The organism is Mesorhizobium sp. CNPSo 4661, from assembly GCF_057784215.1.
Genome location: NZ_JBWGIO010000001.1, coordinates 246207 through 262335 on the forward strand (window position 1 = coordinate 246207; position 16129 = coordinate 262335).

The following is a 16129-nucleotide window of genomic DNA, read 5'->3' on the forward strand; positions in this document are numbered from 1 at the left end:
GCTTGGAAGTTCGGCCCGTGGCTTGACGGGCGCGGACCCTCTAACTATGTTGCCGGCGACTTTAGAAGCGGACGGACGGTGATCGTCTGCCCGGGCAGGGGGGTTGCGATGGCCGACAAAAACGGGCCAGACGGAACCGGAGAAACCGGCCGCGGCAGGCAGCCAGAAGCCACCATCCGCGACGACGAACTTGAGCGCCGCCGGCGCGATCTTGGAGCATCGCTTGCGACGAGACGCACGGACCGGCTCGAGGGGAAAGACGAAGCGAAAGCTGCGACCGGTTACGGTCAGGCGCTGAAACTGTCCAGCGAGTTCATCGCCGGAGTGGTGGTCGGTGTCGGCTTGGGCTGGATCATCGACCGCACGGCGGGAACAACGCCCTGGGGTCTGATCGTCGGCCTGCTGCTGGGTTTTGGCGCTGGTATACTCAATGTCCTGCGCTCTGCGGGGCTTGCATCCGAATTCGGCCAGGGCGGCAAGCCGCGCGAGCCGAAAGAATGAAGTGGGGCGCCGCAAGGCGCTGAAGCGAACTTAAGAAGCCGTGTGGCTTTGACGGGGATTTAAAGTGGCTGCTGCTGACAAGGTCGATCCGATCCACCAGTTCCAGATCCATCCGATCATCCCGCTGCATATCGGCGGCTACGACGTCTCGTTCACCAACTCTTCCCTGTTCATGGTCGTGACGATCGTGCTGGCGTCGGCCTTCCTCTATATGAGCACGGCCAGCCGCGCGCTCATTCCGGGCCGGCTGCAGTCGGTGTCCGAAATGGCCTATGAGTTCGTCGGCAACATGCTGCGCGACGCCGCCGGCAAGCAGGGCATGCAGTTCTTCCCGCTGGTGTTCTCGCTCTTCATGTTCGTGCTGGTCGCCAACCTGATCGGCCTGTTCCCCTATTTCTTCACCGTCACCAGCCACCTCATCGTCACCTTCACGCTGGCGATCCTGGTCATCGGCACGGTCGTTGTCTACGGCTTCGCCAAGCACGGTTTAGGCTTCCTCAAGCTGTTCGTGCCGCATGGCGTGCCGGGCTATCTGCTGCCGCTGGTGGTGGCGATCGAAGTCATTTCCTTCGTCTCGCGTCCTGTCAGCCTCTCGGTTCGTCTTTTCGCCAACATGCTGGCCGGCCACATCACGCTGAAAGTGTTCTCGGGCTTCGTCGTCAGCCTCAGCGCGCTCGGCGCCGTCGGCATTGCCGGTTCGGTCCTGCCGCTCGCCATGGCGGTCGCGCTGACCGCTCTCGAACTGCTGGTCGCCTTCCTGCAGGCCTACGTCTTCGCGGTGCTGACCTGCATGTATCTGAACGACGCGCTGCACCCGAGCCACTGATCGATTTCACCGGCGCTCCGGCGCCAGCATACCCAACGTACCAACTGCAACGAACAAGCAACCACAGGAGTTTTGAAATGGACGCAACTGCAGCAGCTGCTATCGGCGCTGGTATCGCCTGCATCGGCATGGGCGGCGCGGGCATCGGCCTCGGCAACATCTTCGGCAGCTATCTCTCGGGCGCGCTCCGCAACCCGTCGGCTGCTGACGGCCAGTTCGGCCGCTTGATCTTCGGCTTTGCCGTGACCGAGGCTCTGGGCATCTTCTCGCTCCTCATCGCACTGCTGCTGGTGTTCACCAAGTAAGAAGCGCGCTGACAAAAGGGGCCGCATGGTGCGGCCCCGTATGGACAGGGGAATGAGATGTTCGTGACATCTGCCTTTGCGCAAGAAACCGCGCCGGCCGCGGCCGAGGGCGATACGCATGCGAGCACTGCGGTGCCTGCCGCGGAGCATGAGGCGTTCCCGCCGTTCGATGCCAAGACCTTCCCGTCGCAGATCCTGTGGCTGGTCATCACCTTCGGGCTCTTCTACCTGTTCCTGAAGCGCGTTGTGATGCCGCGTCTTGGTGGCATTATCGATGTCCGCAACGACCGCATCACCCAGGACCTCGATCATGCCGCAAGGCTGAAGGGCGAGGCGGATGCCGCCGTTGCCGCCTATGAGCAGGAACTGGCGGAGGCCAAGGCCAACGCCAACAAGATCGGCCAGCAGGCAAGCGACGCCGCCAAGGCGGACGCCGAGGGCACGCGCAAGAAGCTCGAGGCCGAGCTCGAAAAGAAGCTCGGCGAGGCCGAGGCGAGCATCGCCTCGATCAAGGCCAAGGCGATGAAGGAAGTCGGCACGATCGCCGAGGACACCACGTCGGCCATCGTCGAGGCGCTTGTCGGCGGCAAGGCCGACAAGTCCGAGATCGCGGCCGCGGTCAAATCCGCGAGCCGGTAAGGAGCGGGATCATGGACGCCACATCACTTGCCACGCTCTGGGCCGCTATCGCCCTATTCATCTTCCTCGGCGCCATCATCTATCTGAAGGTGCCGGGCATGCTGACCAAGTCGCTAGACGCCCGCGCGGTCAAGATCAGCGCTGAGCTCGAGGAAGCGCGGCGCCTGCGCGAGGAGGCCCAGCAGCTGCTCGGCCAGTATCAGCAGAAGCGCAAGGAAGCCGAGAAGGAGGCCGCCGACATCGTCGCCGCCGCCAAGCGCGAGGCTGAATTGCTTGCTTCCGAGGCCGCCAAGAAGACCGAGGACTATGTCGCCCGGCGCACCGCGCTTGCCGAGCAGAAGATCAGCCAGGCCGAACGCGAGGCCGTCAGTGAAGTGCGCGCCAGCGCCGTCGACATCGCCGTCGAGGCCGCCCGCGCCCTGCTCGCCGCCAAGGTCGACGTCAAGGCCGGCGCGGACCTGTTCAAGTCGGCGCTGGATGATGTCAAGGCCAAGCTGAACTGAGCCGACCGCAGTTACGAATGAGAAGCCGCCTGGGCAACCCGGCGGCTTTTTTGTTTGGGGAAGGAGCGGCGCTGAAGCTGCCAATCTCCATTGTGGGCGAGATGCCAGCAGGGCTGAGGGGGCGCGAAGGGCTGCTACATCTCGATCGTCATTCTAGGGCGGAGCAAGGAGCGGAGCGACGCGCGCAGACCCTAGAATCCATGCCGTGAGGTTAAGGCGTTGCAGCGGTTATAGAATTCTGCACCGTTGCGCTCTCCGGCGGAGGTCACGGCATGGATCCTCGGGTCAAGCCCGAGGATGACGAAGCGCCGGGGGAGATTAGCTATCACTCCAATCCGGCGAAGCTCTCTTCCTCAACCGGCTCCGCTCCGCCCAGCCTGAACGGCGCGAACGAGGCACGGTGCAGCCGTGCCACCGGCCCATGCGCCTCGATGGCGGTGCGGTGGCGGACCGTCGCGTAGCCCATATGCACCTCGAAGCCGTAATGCGCGTGGTGTCCGCCGCAGCCGCACATCATGCGGTCGCGCATCACCTTGGCGACGATCGAGGCGGCGGCGATCGATTGCGAGCGCTGGTCGCCCTTGACGAGCGCCCGGCCTTCGCAAGCGAGACCTGGCGGAACGTCACGACCATCGGCCAAAGCGAGTTTCGGCTGCAAGGACAGGCCGGCGGCGGCACGGCGCATCGCTTCCAGGCTCGCCTTCAGGATGTTGCTGTTGTCGATGCCTTCGGCGCTGATCGAGGCCATCGAGACGCTGAGCGCCGAGCCGAGGATCTTCAGGAAAAGCGCCTCGCGCTGCAAATGGCTGAGGCGCTTGGAATCGTCGAGGCCTTCCGGGATATTGGCGGGGTTGAGCACCACCGCGGCGGCCACCACCGGACCCGCGAGCGGGCCGCGGCCGGCCTCGTCCATGCCGGCGACCGGCCACAGCCCATCGGCCATTGCCTTCGTCTCGATCGAGAAGTCGGGCTTCTCGACCATTTCAAAGAGAAGCGGAGAATCGGAACGCGCGCGAGCCATGGTGCGGCGAGGTTCGCATCGGCTCCGATTCTCCGCAAGTCCTTCCGGGTCGGATGGGGCGTCGGACCGGGAAGGCACCGTCTCGCGGCCGGGGGACAGTGGCCGGACGGGATACTTGAAAGGAGGGCAATTCCAGACGGAAAGTCGCTTGGCCTGGAACCGTTTAGCGCCGGCCCGTCATGGCCGGCACTGAGATTAAAGCAGCATCAGCTGCTCGCCGGCGCCGGAGCCTGCGACGAATTGGTCGGTGCGAAGCTGTCGCCGCTCGACATTGAGGCCGAGCCGCTTGGCAGCTATCTCGAAGCGCCTGCCGATCTGCCAGGCATAGGGACCCGCGCCTTTCATGCGTTTGCCCCATTCGGAATCGTAGTCCTTGCCGTCGCGCATCGAGCGGATCAGCGACATCACATGCCGGTAGCGATCCGGATAATGACGCAACAGCCAGTCCTTGAAGATCGGCGCCACTTCGAGCGGCAGGCGAAGGATGACATAGCCCGCCTCCCGGGCGCCGGCGGCTCTGGCCGAATCGAGGATGCGCTCCATCTCCGGATCGTTGAGGCCGGGAATGATCGGCGCCACCATCACCGAGGCCGGGATGCCGGCGTCCGAAAGCTGCCTGATTGCCTCGAGCCGTTTCGTCGGCGTCGACGCGCGGGGTTCCATCGTTCTCGCCAGCATGCGGTCCATCGTCGTCACCGAAAGCGCCACCTTGGCAAGGCCGCGCTCGGCCATGCGCGACAGGATGTCGATGTCGCGCGTCACCAGTGCAGACTTGGTGACGATGCCGACAGGATGGCCGCGCGCCTCCAGCACTTCGAGGATCTCGCGCATGATCCGGTATTGCTTTTCGATCGGCTGGTAGGGATCGGTGTTGGTGCCGATGGCGATCGTGCGCGGCTGGTAGCCCGGCTTCGACAATTCCCTGTCCAGCATGCGCGCCGCATCCGGCTTGGCAAACAGCTTCGATTCGAAATCGAGCCCCGGCGACAGGCCCATGAAGGCATGCGTCGGCCTGGCGAAGCAGTAGACGCAGCCATGCTCGCAGCCGCGATAGGGATTGATCGAACGGTCGAAGGAAATGTCCGGCGACTCGTTGCGGGTGATGATCGTGCGCGGCTTCTCGACCTGCACTTCCGTCTTGAACGGCGGCAGTTCCTCCAGCGAGTTCCAGCCGTCATCGAACACATGACGGCTGACCGGCTCGAACCGGCCGGACGGGTTGATGCCGGCCGAGCGGCCGCGATTGCGGTCGGGCCGCACGCGCATGCCGCTCTGCTCGATCATCGCGTTCGCCATCTCGGCTCTGCCTGCTCCGAAAGCGGCAATGTCGGCGCGCACGATCTGTTCCATTTTCGCCCTCTCCCAGGGACTGTCGGCAGGCTGTCGAATCGCTCTGTTCATGAAACTATTCCTATTTGGCGAGAGAGAACAAATCAAGAACTTTTTGACTTCGAGCGCGCAACTGGCGCATCGCCGCACTTTCCGCTATTCGGCTAAAAATGCTCAGCGTTCTCATCGAGACCTTGAACGACGAAGAAGGGCTTGCCCGCACGCTCGCCTCGCTGGTCGGCGGCGCGGTCGAAGGTGTGGTCCGCGACGTGATCGTCTGCGATCAAGGCTCCGCCGACCAGACGCATCGGGTGGCCGAACATGCCGGCTGCCACTATGTGACCGGCGGGATCGGCGCCGGTATCGGCCAGGCCAAGGGCGATTGGCTGCTTTTTCTGGAACCGGGCGCCCGGCTTGCCGAGGGATGGATCGACGAGGTGGTGGCGCACACGGCGAAGCAAACCATGCCGGCACGCTTTTCACGCGCCCGGGCGGACCGCGCGCCTTTCCTGGCCCGCGTCTTTTCGGGCAACCGCGCGCTGGCCGAGGGTCTGGTCATCAGCAAGCGTCAGGCTCAGGCGCTGGCAAAGAGCGCGCGCAGCGCCGAGGCCCTGGCGCGGGGCCTTGCCACCAGAAGGCTGAACGCCGAAATCTGGGTGGCGCCGCCGAAGTGAGTTTCCTTCCTTCTCCCTGTTTTACGGGGAGAAGGTGCCGGCAGGCGGATGAGGGGCAGCGCCGACGTCTCCAGCGATTGCCCACCATTCGTGTGCCTTGCCTGTGCTTTACGAAGTGGGCTTGCCGCCGCGCCTGAGATGCTCGTCCAGCCGCGGCATGATCTCGACGAAGTTGCACGGCATGTGCCGGTAGTCGAGCTGCGCCTTGATGATGCCGTCCCAGGCGTCCTTGCAGGCGCCGGGCGAGCCCGGCAGCACGAAGACGAAGGTGGCGTTGACGACGCCGCCGGTCGCCCGGCTCTGGATCGTCGAGGTGCCGATCTTGTCATAGGAAATGCGGTGGAAGACTTCCGAAAAGCCATCCATGCGCTTTTCGAAGATCGGCTCCAGCGCCTCAGGCGTCACGTCGCGGCCGGTGAAGCCGGTGCCGCCGGTGGTGATGACAACGTCGATGTTGTCGTCCTTCGACCAGCCGAGCACCTTGTCGCGGATCTTGTCGCGGTCGTCGGTGACGATGTCCCGCGCGGCAAGCGTATGGCCGGCTTGCGCGATGCGGTCGGCCAGCGTCTGGCCGGATTTGTCGTCGGCAAGGCTGCGCGTGTCGGAAACCGTTAGCACCGCGATGCGCACCGGGATGAAGGGCCGGCTTTCGTCAAGCTTCGCCATCGCTCACCTCCATGCTGCGGGTCGCGGCGACGAACCAGTCGGAGTGGCGGGCGCGGATCTCGATCGCCGCGCGCTTGGCGACATTGCCGGTCTCGAACAGGCCGAAGCAGGTGGCGCCCGAGCCGGACATGCGCGCGAAGGCAGCGTCGGCGCGCTTGAGCGCCTTCAGCGCCTCGCCGACGGCAGGCTGAATGGCTTGAGCGGCCGGTTCGAGGTCGTTGCGGGTCGTCTCCAGCCAGTTACGGATGGCGTGAAAGTCGAGGCGCTTCGGCAGCGGCGGTAGCGCCTCGTTGTCGCGGCTGGACAGCGCTTTGAACACGTCCGGCGTCGAGATGGCGATGCCCGGATTGACCAGCACCAGGCCGAGCGCCGGAAACGCGGGCAGGGGGGATACTTCATCACCAATGCCGCGCGCGACCAGCGGCTTGCCCTTGAGGCACATCGGCAGGTCTGCCCCGAGCGAAAGACCGATCCGGGCCAGCGAATTGTCGTCGATATCGAGCTTCCAGAGTCGCGCCAGGGCGTTGAGCGCGGCTGCCGCGTCGCTGGAGCCGCCGCCGACGCCGGACGCGATGGGCAGGTTCTTCTCCAGCCGGATGGCGACGGGCGGTGCATGCTGCGCGCCGGCTTCCCGGCGCAAGGCATCGCGCGCCTTCACCACCAGATTATCGCCGTCGAGCGGCAGGCCGGCGGCGTAGCGGCCGGATACCGAGAAGTCGTCCTGCTCCGCCGGCTCGATCTCGAGCCGGTCGCCGAAGCGGGTGAAGACGGCAAGGCTGTCGATGAGATGGTAGCCGTCGGCGCGCTGTCCGGTGACATGCAGCGCCAGGTTGATCTTGGCAGGCGCAAGCCAGGTCCGGACCTCTGTGCCGGGCTCGAGAATGTCGGCTGCTGGCGAGATGGGATCAGTCCTTGGCGAGACGATATTCGCCGGTCTTGGGATCCTTGACCAGCGTGCCCATCGTGCCGTTCGCCGCCTGTTTCTCGGTGCGCCGGATCTTGGCCGTCACGCGTTCGGCCTCGCGCACGAAAGCGCGGTAACCAAAGTAAGCGGCGGCGCCGACGACGGCGAAGAAAATGATCTGCGGCATCTCAAAACTCCTCCCGCGTTCTCGCGGCAAGGCCGGCCGGATGGGCTCGGTCAAGCGATCATGCTATCCGCAATCATGGCTTTTTCAAAGCCCGAAGCGAGCCCACAGCGCGCGCTCTTCCGCCGCATCGATGACGCCACTGGCGGCGGCCGCCGCGATATCGGGCGCAGAGAAGCGCGAGCCGAACAGGCCGAAACGGCCAAACAGACCGCGCGGCGCGGTGATCAGCTTGAGCTGCGTCTTGTCGCCGAAACGGGTCCTGAGCACGCCGCGCATATCGCCCAGCGCATCGACAAGGCCGAGCTCCAGGCCTCGCTTGGCGGTCCAGAACAGGCCGGTGAACAGGTCCGGGTCGTCCTTGAGCTTTGTACCGCGCCGTTCCTTGACGAGGTCGATGAAGGTCTCGTGCACTTCAAGCTGCAGCGCCTTCAGCCGCTCGACATCTTCCTTCTTCTCCGGCTTGAACGGATCGAGCACGGCCTTGTTCTGCCCGGCCGTGTGGACACGCCGCTCGACGCCGATCTTCTTCATCAGTTCAGGGAAACCGAAAGAGGCCGAGACCACGCCGATCGAGCCGACGATCGACGACGGGTCGGCGAAGATCTCGTCACCGGCGACCGCGATCATGTAGCCGCCGGAAGCCGCCACGTCCTCGACGAAGACCAGAACCTTCTTGTTCTTTTCCACCGCGAGATCGCGGATGCGCTTGAAGATCAGCCGCGACTGCACCGGCGAGCCACCCGGCGAATTGATCGAGATGGCGACCGCCGGCGCGTCGAAGCTGAACGCCTTTTCGATGAGGCCGGCCGTCGAGGCGAGCGACAGGCTCGGCCGGAACTGGCCGCCGCCGGCCATGATGGCGCCTTGCAGCCGGATGACCGGAATGGTGACGACTGTCGAGCGCCAGGATTTCGGCAACAGGCGGTTGAAGAGGCGTTTCACGAAGGAATGTCTCCGGTCCATTTGCAAGGCAGCAAGATGAGATCAGGTCGGTTGGTCTGTTTCACGGCGTCATCTTGCCCTGGGCATGTAGGAATTCGCTGGCCAACGGCAATGCCGCATCGCCAGCCGGTGCATGTCGCGCAAAAGTGTGCAGCGGTTTTGCGAAACAGAGATGCATAAACAAAAACTTGAAGCGCGTCGCTAGGATCCATTTCAACGCGACGCGCTTCAAGGATCAATCGCCGAACAGCGATGCCAGGCCGTTATTGATCATTTCGGTCCGCTCCGCCGGCGCGTTGCCGGACTGACCGTGCAAGGTGAGCGGCGGGCGGATCGACAGTTTTCCGCGCGCGCCGAGCACCGCCCTGACGACGATGCGGATCGCCGCCGCGTCCGGTCGCGGATGCACGCACAGCATCTCGGCATCGCCGAAACGCCCCTCGATCGCATCGAGGATGGCGACGAGCTGTTCGGGCCGCGCGATGGCGGCCAGCCCGCCGCGCGGCCTGGCGACGGCGGCGGCGCTCCTGATCCAGCGCTCGAACAGGCCATCCTCCGCCACATGCGCCTCTCGGCGCAGCGCGTCGGGGGTGGTGCGATCCTCGGCGGCGTTGAACGGCGGGTTCATGATGACGAAATCGAAGGAATTGTCGGCAAGTCCTGCCTCGGCCCGCGCCCGGCCGGCAAGCGTGACGTCGGCCATCAGCACCGAGGCGCGGTCGCCGAGATGCGCATTGCCGGGATGCGAAAGCGTGGCGGCGGCGAACCCGGCCATTTCGGCCGAGCGTTCGACGAGCACGGCCTGGGCCGCCGGACAGCGCGACAGCACGGCAAGGGCGGCAGCACCCGCGCCCGCGCCGAAATCGGCGAGCCGGCCGGAAAAGCCCGAAGGCACGGCGGCCGCCAGCATCATGGCATCCATGCCGGCGCGATGACCGCCACGGCTCGGCTGCACCAGCCAGAAGCGCCCGCGATGGAAGGCATCGACCGTGTGTGCCGGCGTATCTGGGGCGATCGTCGCTGCCATTATTTCTGGCGAATTTCGTTTTCGATGCCGGCATCCTTCAGGATGCGGCGCGCCACGTCAGCCTTGTCGGCATCGACCATGACACGCTTCTGCAAAAGGCCGATCGACCCTTCGAGCACGCTCATATTCTGGTCGGCGACGAAACAGGCGATGCCGGCGTCGCGCATCAGCGATTCGACAAAGGAGATCACGACGGCGTCATTGGTGCGGACAAGCTCGATCATGGAACGAAAATCGCAGGTTGCGGCGTTTCTGTAAACGTGCGGGTAGACACACCGTCGGCAAAGCCGCGCCAATTCGCCTCTTGCCGTGCCCGGTTGTACCGCCCTAGAGTCGGCGCGGGATTAAGGGTGCCGTCGTGCGCGTTAACTCGTGCGCGTTAAACAGACGGGAGTTGTCGTGGTGGGTGTCGTTCTCAACATCGAAGGCAAGCGGGAACCCGCTTCCATCAAGGATTTGATCGATCTGACGGCTGCCGACATGGGCCGGGTCAACGAGTTGATCCTGTCCAAGGCCGGCTCCGACGTCGAGATGATCCCGGAGATCGCCAACCACCTGATCTCGTCGGGCGGCAAGCGGCTGAGACCGATGCTCACGCTCGCCGCCGCGCAGATGTTCGGCTATTCCGGCGAAGGCCATGTCAAGCTCGCCACGGCGGTCGAGTTCATGCACACGGCGACGCTCCTGCATGACGACGTGGTCGACGAGAGCGCGCTGCGCCGCGGCAAGAAGACGGCGCGCATGATCTGGGGCAACCAGGCGAGCGTGCTGGTCGGCGATTTCCTGCTCGGCCAGGCGTTTCGCATGATGGTTGAGGTCGGTTCGCTGGAAGCCCTCGACATCCTGTCGGCTGCGGCCTCCATCATCGCCGAGGGCGAGGTCATGCAGCTTGCCGCCGCCAAGAACCTTGAAACCACCGAGGACGAGCATTTCGCCGTCATCAAGGCCAAGACCGCGGCGCTGTTTTCGGCCGCCGCCGAAGTGGGGCCGGTCATCGCCCAGGCCTCGCGCACCGATCGCGCCGCGCTTCGCTCCTACGGCATGAATCTCGGCCTTGCCTTCCAGCTCATCGACGATGCGCTCGATTATGGCGGCTCCAGCAAGGATCTCGGCAAGAATGTCGGCGACGATTTTCGCGAGGGCAAGGTGACGCTGCCGGTGATCCTCGCCTACCGGCGCGGCACCAAGGCCGAGCGCACCTTCTGGAAGCGCGCCATCGAGGACAATGTCGTCGACGATGCCGCGCTCGAAAAGGCCATCGGCCTGATGGCCCGCCACGGCGCGATCGCCGACACGATCGTCCGCGCCCGCCATTTCGGCGAGATCGCCCGCGACGCGCTCGCCCCGCTGGAGGCGACGCCGCAGAAGTCGGCTTTGATCGACGTCATCGATTTCTGCATCAGCCGCGTCAACTGAGCCTGTCTGTCTTCCGGGCCCTGCTTGGCATCCGTCGGGCAAGGCGCATGTGAATCGCGCGCTGGCCGTCTCGACAAAGGGTGGTTCGGCAAATTATCTATAAAATATGGTCAGCACAGAAGACACCATCGCCGTCCGCATCAGCAAGGAATTGGCGGACCGCATCATTTCGGGCGCCATCGAGCCTGGCTCGCGGCTGCGCCAGGACCATGTCGCCGAGGAATTCAACACCAGCCATGTCCCGGTGCGCGAGGCCTTTCGCCGCCTCGAGGCTCAGGGCCTGGCGATCAGCGAGCCTAGGCGTGGTGTGCGCGTCGCCGCCTTCGATCTCGGCGAGGTCAGGGAGGTGGCCGAGATGCGAGCGGCGCTCGAAGTGCTGGCGCTGCGCCATGCAGCGCCGCATCTGACGGCGTCGATCCTCGACCAGGCCGAGGAGGCGACCAAGGCCGGCGACAAGTCCCGCGACGTGCGCTCCTGGGAAGAGGCCAATCGCACCTTCCACCGGTTGATCCTGGCGCCCTGCAACATGCCGCGCCTGCTCTCCACCATCGACGACCTGCACGCGGCGAGCGCGCGCTTCCTGTTCGCGGCCTGGCGCTCCGAATGGGAAATCCGCACCGACCAGGATCATCGGGCGATCCTGAGCGCGCTCAGGCAAGGTAACGTCGAATCGGCCGCGGCCACGCTCGGGCGGCACGTGCAATGGATCGGCCAGAAGCCGGTCAAGACCGCCTCCGGCAGGACCCGCGACGCCTTCGCCATCGTCGGGTGATTGGCCGAGGCCTCTCAGCTTCGTCTTCGTGCATAGCATTGGGTGAGGCTTCCCAGCTTCGTCATTCCAGGGCGGAGCAAGGAGCGAAGCAACGCGCCCATACCCTGGAATCCATGCCGTGACGTCGATCGAAAAGCAAAACGGATCAAGACGTTACGCTGATCGGCGCCCGCCGCACAGAGCCGGCCATTCTCGGCCGCAGGAGCGCTGCCGCCAGGTCACGGCATGGATTCCAGGGTCTCCGCGACGGAGCTCCGCTCCTGCTTCGCCCTGGAATGACGAACCCGCGGGCTTGCCATCTTCGCAAAAATATGGATTCGATAATAGATCGAACGCAAAAATTATCTATAATTTCAAGCCAGCCAGGGAAGACACCGTGACCAACGCAGCCGTTTCGACCTACAAGCCCTCCTTCAGCCCACTGCGCCTGCACAGCCGTTCGCTCGCCTGGCAGATCGGCGCCGTCATTCTCGGTTCGCTGTTCCTGGCGCTGTCGTCCTATATCGGGGTGCCGATGGTGCCGGTGCCGGTGACCATGCAGACCTTCGCCGTCACGCTGGTCGGCGCTCTCTATGGCTGGCGCTTCGGCGCGCTCACCATTGCCGCCTGGCTGGTCGAAGGCGCGGCAGGTTTTCCGGTGCTGGCGGGCGGCGCGGCCGGCATACAGCATTTCGTCGGCCCGACCGGCGGCTATCTCTTCGCCTTCCCGGTCGTCGGCGCCGTTGTCGGCTGGCTGGCCGAACGCGGCTGGAACGGCAACCGCGTCATGCTCGCCTTCGCCGCCATGCTCATCGGCAACCTGCTTTGCCTCGTTCTCGGCACCGCCTGGCTTGCCGTCATGATCGGCGCTGAGAAGGCCATCACCTTCGGTTTCCTGCCCTTCATCGTCGGCGGCCTGCTCAAGTCGGCGCTGGGCGCGGCGACGCTGAAGCTCTTCTCCACCTATCGGGCGGAACAGCGCGACCGCTCGTCCGGGACGCGATGACCGTCAGGCTGCGCGCCCATCATCTGCTCTGCCTGCTGACCTATGTCGGCAAGGGCTACTCGCCCGCCTTCACCGCCAACTACGACAAGGTGGTGAAGCGGCTGGGTGAGGGTGAGGGGGTTGTGGTCGTTTCCGGTCCGGACGACATCTGCGCCCCGCTGCTCGGCGAGCCTGAGCCGCATTGCCTGCGCCAAAGCGCCGCCGAGCGGGACCGGTTGGCCGCGCGTGACGTGGGGACTTTGCTCGGCCGGCCGATCGAGGACGGCGACCGGTTCGTGCTGGACGCCTCCAGCCTGGCGGGGATGCGCAAGGCCTTTTCCGCCGGCCTGACGCGCCAGGCATGCTCCGGCTGCGAATGGTCGGGCCTGTGCGACACGGTTGCCGCCGGCGGATTCAGCGGGACGCATCTGTAGGCAATCCGACGCTGGCATATGGGCATCTCAGACCTTCGCGCGGGATTTTTCGGTGGCGCGGCATCGTTTTTTAAGCCGGATGATTGCATTGTGATTCGCTTGGCGATTGAAGCCCGACCCCAAAAAGGCCATGCTTTGACCGGAAAAGATCGAGTCTAAGGGCGGCCTGCCAAGGGCGGGATCGCGTCTGGCTGAAAGGGATACGATGCGGCAAGGACGTGCGCGCTGGCTGACGAGGCTGGCATTTTTGACCGGAGTGGCGCTTTGGGTGCTGCCGGTCCAGGCCAAGGAAGAGGCCAAACCGCTCCAGATCACGTCTTTCTCGGGCGCCTATCTTGCGGCCCATATCGCCGAAAGCGACAACGACCTCGACGACGCGATCGCCTATTACAAGCAAGCGCTGGCCTTTGCGCCGGACGACAAGGAGTTGCAGCAGAGCCTGATGCTGGCGCTGGTCGCGCAAGGCCGCTTCGAGGAATCGCTGGTCTATGCCGACAAGCTGAAGGAAGTGCCCGATGTCGAGCGCTTCTCGCGCCTGGCTCTGGCCATCGATTCCTTCCACAAGAAGGACTACGCCAAGGCGCAGTATTGGCTGAAGCTCTCGCTCGAATCCGATCTCGACCGGTTGCTCTCCGGCGTCATGGAAGGCTGGGCCAAGGAGGGCGCCGGCAACGCGTCCGAGGCCATGGATTCCATCGACAAGCTCAAAGGCCCGGACTGGTTCGGCCTGTTCAAATCCTTCCACCGCGCGCTGATCGCCGATGCCGCCGGCCTGAACGACAAGGCCGATGAGATCTATGCCGCCACCATGGCCGACACCACGGCCGGCGGCTCCGCGCCCGAAACCTGGATGCGCAATGCCCAGGCCTATGCCTCGTTCCTGGTCCGCAAGGGCGACAAGTCGAAGGCCCTGGCGGTGTTGAATCAGGCCGAGGCGTTCGCGCCGGGCAAGCTCGAGATCACCACGCTGCGCGACCGCATCGCCAAGGGCGACAAGATCGAGCCGCTCGTCGCCGGCCCGGCCGACGGCGCGTCCGAAATCCTGCTCGACCTCGCCACCGCGCTCAACCGCGGCGGCGGCGAGCCTTTCGTGCGACTTTACCTGCAATACGCTCTGGCGCTGAAGCCGGACAGCGACGCCGCCCTTGTGCAGCTTGCCGCCGTTGCCGAGCAGCTGAAGGACGGCGAAGGCGCGGTCGCGCTCTACCGCCGCATTCCGGCGTCCTCGCCGCTGAAGGAGCTCTCCGACCTGCAGATCGGCCTCAACCTCGCCGACCTCGACAAGCATGACGAGGCGATCACCCATCTGAAGGCCTATCTCGACAAGCATCCGGACGACATGCGCGCCTATCTGGCACTTGGCGGCGTCTACGGCTCGAAGGAAGATTTCCGCTCGGCCGCCAGTCTCTACGACAAGGCCGTAGAGCAGCTGAAGACGCCGACCGCCGCCAACTGGAACATCTTCTACCAGCGCGGCATCGCCTATGAGCGGCTGAAGGAATGGCCGAAGGCGGAACCCAATTTCCGCAAGGCGCTGGAGCTGCAGCCCGACCAGCCGCAGGTCATGAACTATCTCGGCTATTCCTGGGTCGACATGAACATGAACCTCAAGGAAGGCCTGGCGATGATCCAGAAGGCCGTCGACCTGCGGCCGAACGACGGCTACATCGTCGATTCGCTGGGCTGGGCCTATTTCCGCATGGGCCGCTTCGACGACTCCGTGCGCGAAATGGAGCGCGCCGTCTCGCTGAAGCCGGAGGATCCGGTCCTCAACGACCACCTCGGCGATGCCTACTGGCGCGTCGGCCGCAAGCTGGAGGCCACCTATCAGTGGACCCAGGCGCGCGACCTGAAGCCCGATCCGGATGTGCTCGCCACTTTGCAGCAGAAGCTGCTCAAGGGCCTGCCGCCGATCGAATCCAACACCGCGCAGGAAACCCCGAAAATGAAGCCGGAGCCGACGCCTGTGCCGAAAGGCTGAGCGATTTTCGTCAACGTTCAAGAATGCGGGGCTCGTCGAGCCCCGTTTTCGTTTCGGCCTGGCGTCTGTCGAGCTTATGGTCGGCTTGCCTCACTCTGAAGGTCGGCAAGTTCTCCAGCGATAGGTTATGTCTGCGGTGGCAGGCAAATGCCTCGGTGATTGGCCGAAACGCCCTTCGCGTCGTCATTCTAGGGCGGAGCAGGAGCGAAGCTCCGTCGCGAAGACCCTGGAATCCATGCCGTTACGTTCGCCAAGGCGTGCAACGGAGCAAAATTCTGCACCGTGGCGGCGCATCCAAGTCACGGCATGGGTTCTATGGTCTGCGCCGCCTCGCTTCGCTCCTTGCTTCGCCATAGAATGACGACGTCGGGGCGGCTTCAACCAATCCCCGGTGTTTGTGCTGATTTCACGGAAATCAACGGAAAATCTTGCCCCAGGACAAGGGCGACCTTTCAAATCCCTGTGTCGAGGAACTAGAACATCTTTCTGTAGACGACGAACCCGGACTTCTCGCCGACCTTGTCGTAGAGCTGCATGGCGGTGTGGTTCGTCTCATGCGTCAGCCAGTAGACGCGGTTTGCACCCGCTTGCCTTGCGCGTTCGTAGACGCCTTCGATCAGCGCCCGGCCGACGCCCTGGCCGCGCGCCGCCTCAGTGGTGAAGAGATCCTGCAGGTAGCAGCTCGGCGCGATCGACGTCGTCGAGCGGTGGTAGAGATAGTGGACGAGGCCAAGCAGCTTGCCCTCGCGCTCGGCCACCAGCGCATGCATGGGCTCATAGGCGTCGAAGAAGCGCGACCAGGTCATCTGAGTGATCTCGCCGGCAAGCGCCGTCGGGCCGGAGCGCCCGTAAAACGCGTTATACCCGTCCCAGAGCGGCAGCCACTGCTCGTAATCCTGCCTCGTGACGGGTCGGACGGTAAGTTGACCGGACATAGCGAAACCTTTGTCGTTAAAGCTCGGGCGGAGCAAAGGATCGCCGCCGTTCGCCGGCAATGGGCCAGCCGCACGCAAAGCGTTCAACCTTGTCGGATGCGGG

General features: G+C 64.6%; 21 protein-coding genes. 11 read left to right on the forward strand and 10 right to left on the reverse strand.

The window, feature by feature from the left end; genetic code table 11:
• Positions 1-108 precede the first annotated feature (108 nt).
• The 5 genes from AC0YKC_RS01100 to AC0YKC_RS01120 all read left to right on the forward strand — a co-directional run bounded on the left by AC0YKC_RS01100 (position 109) and on the right by AC0YKC_RS01120 (position 2774).
• Positions 109-501, forward strand: a complete 393-nt coding sequence (locus AC0YKC_RS01100; protein ID WP_434721650.1) for an AtpZ/AtpI family protein — start codon at positions 109-111, stop codon at positions 499-501.
• Positions 502-565: 64 nt separating this feature from the next.
• Entirely contained in the window at positions 566-1327 is a 762-nt protein-coding gene (locus tag AC0YKC_RS01105; RefSeq protein ID WP_488509324.1) for a F0F1 ATP synthase subunit A, read from the forward strand.
• A gap of 77 nt (positions 1328-1404) precedes the next feature.
• Positions 1405-1632 (forward strand): F0F1 ATP synthase subunit C, encoded by a 228-nt coding sequence (locus tag AC0YKC_RS01110; RefSeq protein ID WP_095816382.1) that lies wholly within the window; start codon positions 1405-1407, stop codon positions 1630-1632.
• A gap of 57 nt (positions 1633-1689) precedes the next feature.
• Positions 1690-2271 carry a F0F1 ATP synthase subunit B gene (locus AC0YKC_RS01115; RefSeq protein ID WP_320294696.1) on the forward strand — a complete coding sequence of 194 codons (582 nt, stop codon included), beginning with the start codon at positions 1690-1692 and terminating at the stop codon, positions 2269-2271.
• An 11-nt stretch (positions 2272-2282) separates the two neighbouring features.
• Positions 2283-2774, forward strand: coding sequence for a F0F1 ATP synthase subunit B (locus AC0YKC_RS01120; RefSeq protein ID WP_320294697.1), 492 nt, complete (start codon positions 2283-2285; stop codon positions 2772-2774).
• A gap of 325 nt (positions 2775-3099) precedes the next feature.
• Here AC0YKC_RS01120 and rnhB read toward each other — a convergent pair whose 3' ends face one another.
• The gene (gene rnhB, locus AC0YKC_RS01125; RefSeq protein ID WP_488509327.1) at positions 3100-3795 is read right to left on the reverse strand and encodes a ribonuclease HII; all 696 of its coding nucleotides are present in this window, start codon (positions 3793-3795) and stop codon (positions 3100-3102) included.
• A gap of 195 nt (positions 3796-3990) precedes the next feature.
• Entirely contained in the window at positions 3991-5145 is a 1155-nt protein-coding gene (locus AC0YKC_RS01130; protein WP_041006073.1) for a PA0069 family radical SAM protein, read from the reverse strand.
• Positions 5146-5294: 149 nt separating this feature from the next.
• Between AC0YKC_RS01130 and AC0YKC_RS01135 the strand changes: the two genes are divergently transcribed.
• On the forward strand, positions 5295-5798 hold the full coding sequence (locus tag AC0YKC_RS01135; RefSeq protein ID WP_488509329.1) for a glycosyltransferase: 504 nt from the start codon (positions 5295-5297) through the stop codon (positions 5796-5798).
• A 108-nt stretch (positions 5799-5906) separates the two neighbouring features.
• Here the strand turns inward: AC0YKC_RS01135 and moaB are convergent, their stop codons facing one another.
• The 7 genes from moaB to AC0YKC_RS01170 all read right to left on the reverse strand — a co-directional run bounded on the left by moaB (position 5907) and on the right by AC0YKC_RS01170 (position 9748).
• A complete protein-coding gene (gene moaB, locus AC0YKC_RS01140) occupies positions 5907-6464 on the reverse strand; it encodes a molybdenum cofactor biosynthesis protein B (protein ID WP_488509332.1) in 558 nt (185 codons plus the stop codon).
• On the reverse strand, positions 6451-7347 hold the full coding sequence (locus AC0YKC_RS01145) for a 4-(cytidine 5'-diphospho)-2-C-methyl-D-erythritol kinase (protein WP_488509612.1): 897 nt from the start codon (positions 7345-7347) through the stop codon (positions 6451-6453). The genes moaB and AC0YKC_RS01145 overlap by 14 nt, the downstream gene beginning before the upstream one ends.
• Before the next feature lie 22 nt (positions 7348-7369).
• A complete protein-coding gene (locus tag AC0YKC_RS01150) occupies positions 7370-7555 on the reverse strand; it encodes a membrane protein (protein ID WP_027164591.1) in 186 nt (61 codons plus the stop codon).
• A gap of 84 nt (positions 7556-7639) precedes the next feature.
• Positions 7640-8497: a S49 family peptidase gene (locus AC0YKC_RS01155; RefSeq protein WP_320294702.1), complete on the reverse strand. Its 858-nt coding sequence runs from the start codon at positions 8495-8497 to the stop codon at positions 7640-7642.
• A 61-nt stretch (positions 8498-8558) separates the two neighbouring features.
• Complete coding sequence (locus AC0YKC_RS01160; RefSeq protein ID WP_488509337.1) at positions 8559-8729, reverse strand: hypothetical protein; 171 nt, start codon at positions 8727-8729, stop codon at positions 8559-8561.
• Between the two features lie 3 nt (positions 8730-8732).
• Positions 8733-9524, reverse strand: coding sequence for a tRNA1(Val) (adenine(37)-N6)-methyltransferase (locus tag AC0YKC_RS01165; protein ID WP_488509339.1), 792 nt, complete (start codon positions 9522-9524; stop codon positions 8733-8735).
• On the reverse strand, positions 9524-9748 hold the full coding sequence (locus AC0YKC_RS01170; RefSeq protein WP_040991013.1) for a putative signal transducing protein: 225 nt from the start codon (positions 9746-9748) through the stop codon (positions 9524-9526). Before AC0YKC_RS01170 ends, AC0YKC_RS01165 begins: the two co-directional genes overlap by 1 nt.
• A gap of 178 nt (positions 9749-9926) precedes the next feature.
• Here AC0YKC_RS01170 and AC0YKC_RS01175 point away from each other — a divergent pair, with 178 nt between their 5' ends.
• From AC0YKC_RS01175 to AC0YKC_RS01195, 5 genes are all read left to right on the forward strand, one after another.
• The gene (locus AC0YKC_RS01175; RefSeq protein WP_320294705.1) at positions 9927-10940 is read left to right on the forward strand and encodes a polyprenyl synthetase family protein; all 1014 of its coding nucleotides are present in this window, start codon (positions 9927-9929) and stop codon (positions 10938-10940) included.
• A gap of 106 nt (positions 10941-11046) precedes the next feature.
• Positions 11047-11712, forward strand: coding sequence for a GntR family transcriptional regulator (locus AC0YKC_RS01180; protein ID WP_488509342.1), 666 nt, complete (start codon positions 11047-11049; stop codon positions 11710-11712).
• Positions 11713-12088: 376 nt separating this feature from the next.
• Entirely contained in the window at positions 12089-12697 is a 609-nt protein-coding gene (locus AC0YKC_RS01185; RefSeq protein WP_488509344.1) for a biotin transporter BioY, read from the forward strand.
• Positions 12694-13110 (forward strand): DUF1284 domain-containing protein, encoded by a 417-nt coding sequence (locus tag AC0YKC_RS01190; RefSeq protein ID WP_488509346.1) that lies wholly within the window; start codon positions 12694-12696, stop codon positions 13108-13110. Before AC0YKC_RS01185 ends, AC0YKC_RS01190 begins: the two co-directional genes overlap by 4 nt.
• A gap of 205 nt (positions 13111-13315) precedes the next feature.
• Positions 13316-15091, forward strand: coding sequence for a tetratricopeptide repeat protein (locus AC0YKC_RS01195; protein ID WP_320294709.1), 1776 nt, complete (start codon positions 13316-13318; stop codon positions 15089-15091).
• A 473-nt stretch (positions 15092-15564) separates the two neighbouring features.
• Here the strand turns inward: AC0YKC_RS01195 and AC0YKC_RS01200 are convergent, their stop codons facing one another.
• Positions 15565-16026: a GNAT family N-acetyltransferase gene (locus AC0YKC_RS01200; protein ID WP_488509349.1), complete on the reverse strand. Its 462-nt coding sequence runs from the start codon at positions 16024-16026 to the stop codon at positions 15565-15567.
• Between the last annotated feature and the right edge of the window lie 103 nt (positions 16027-16129).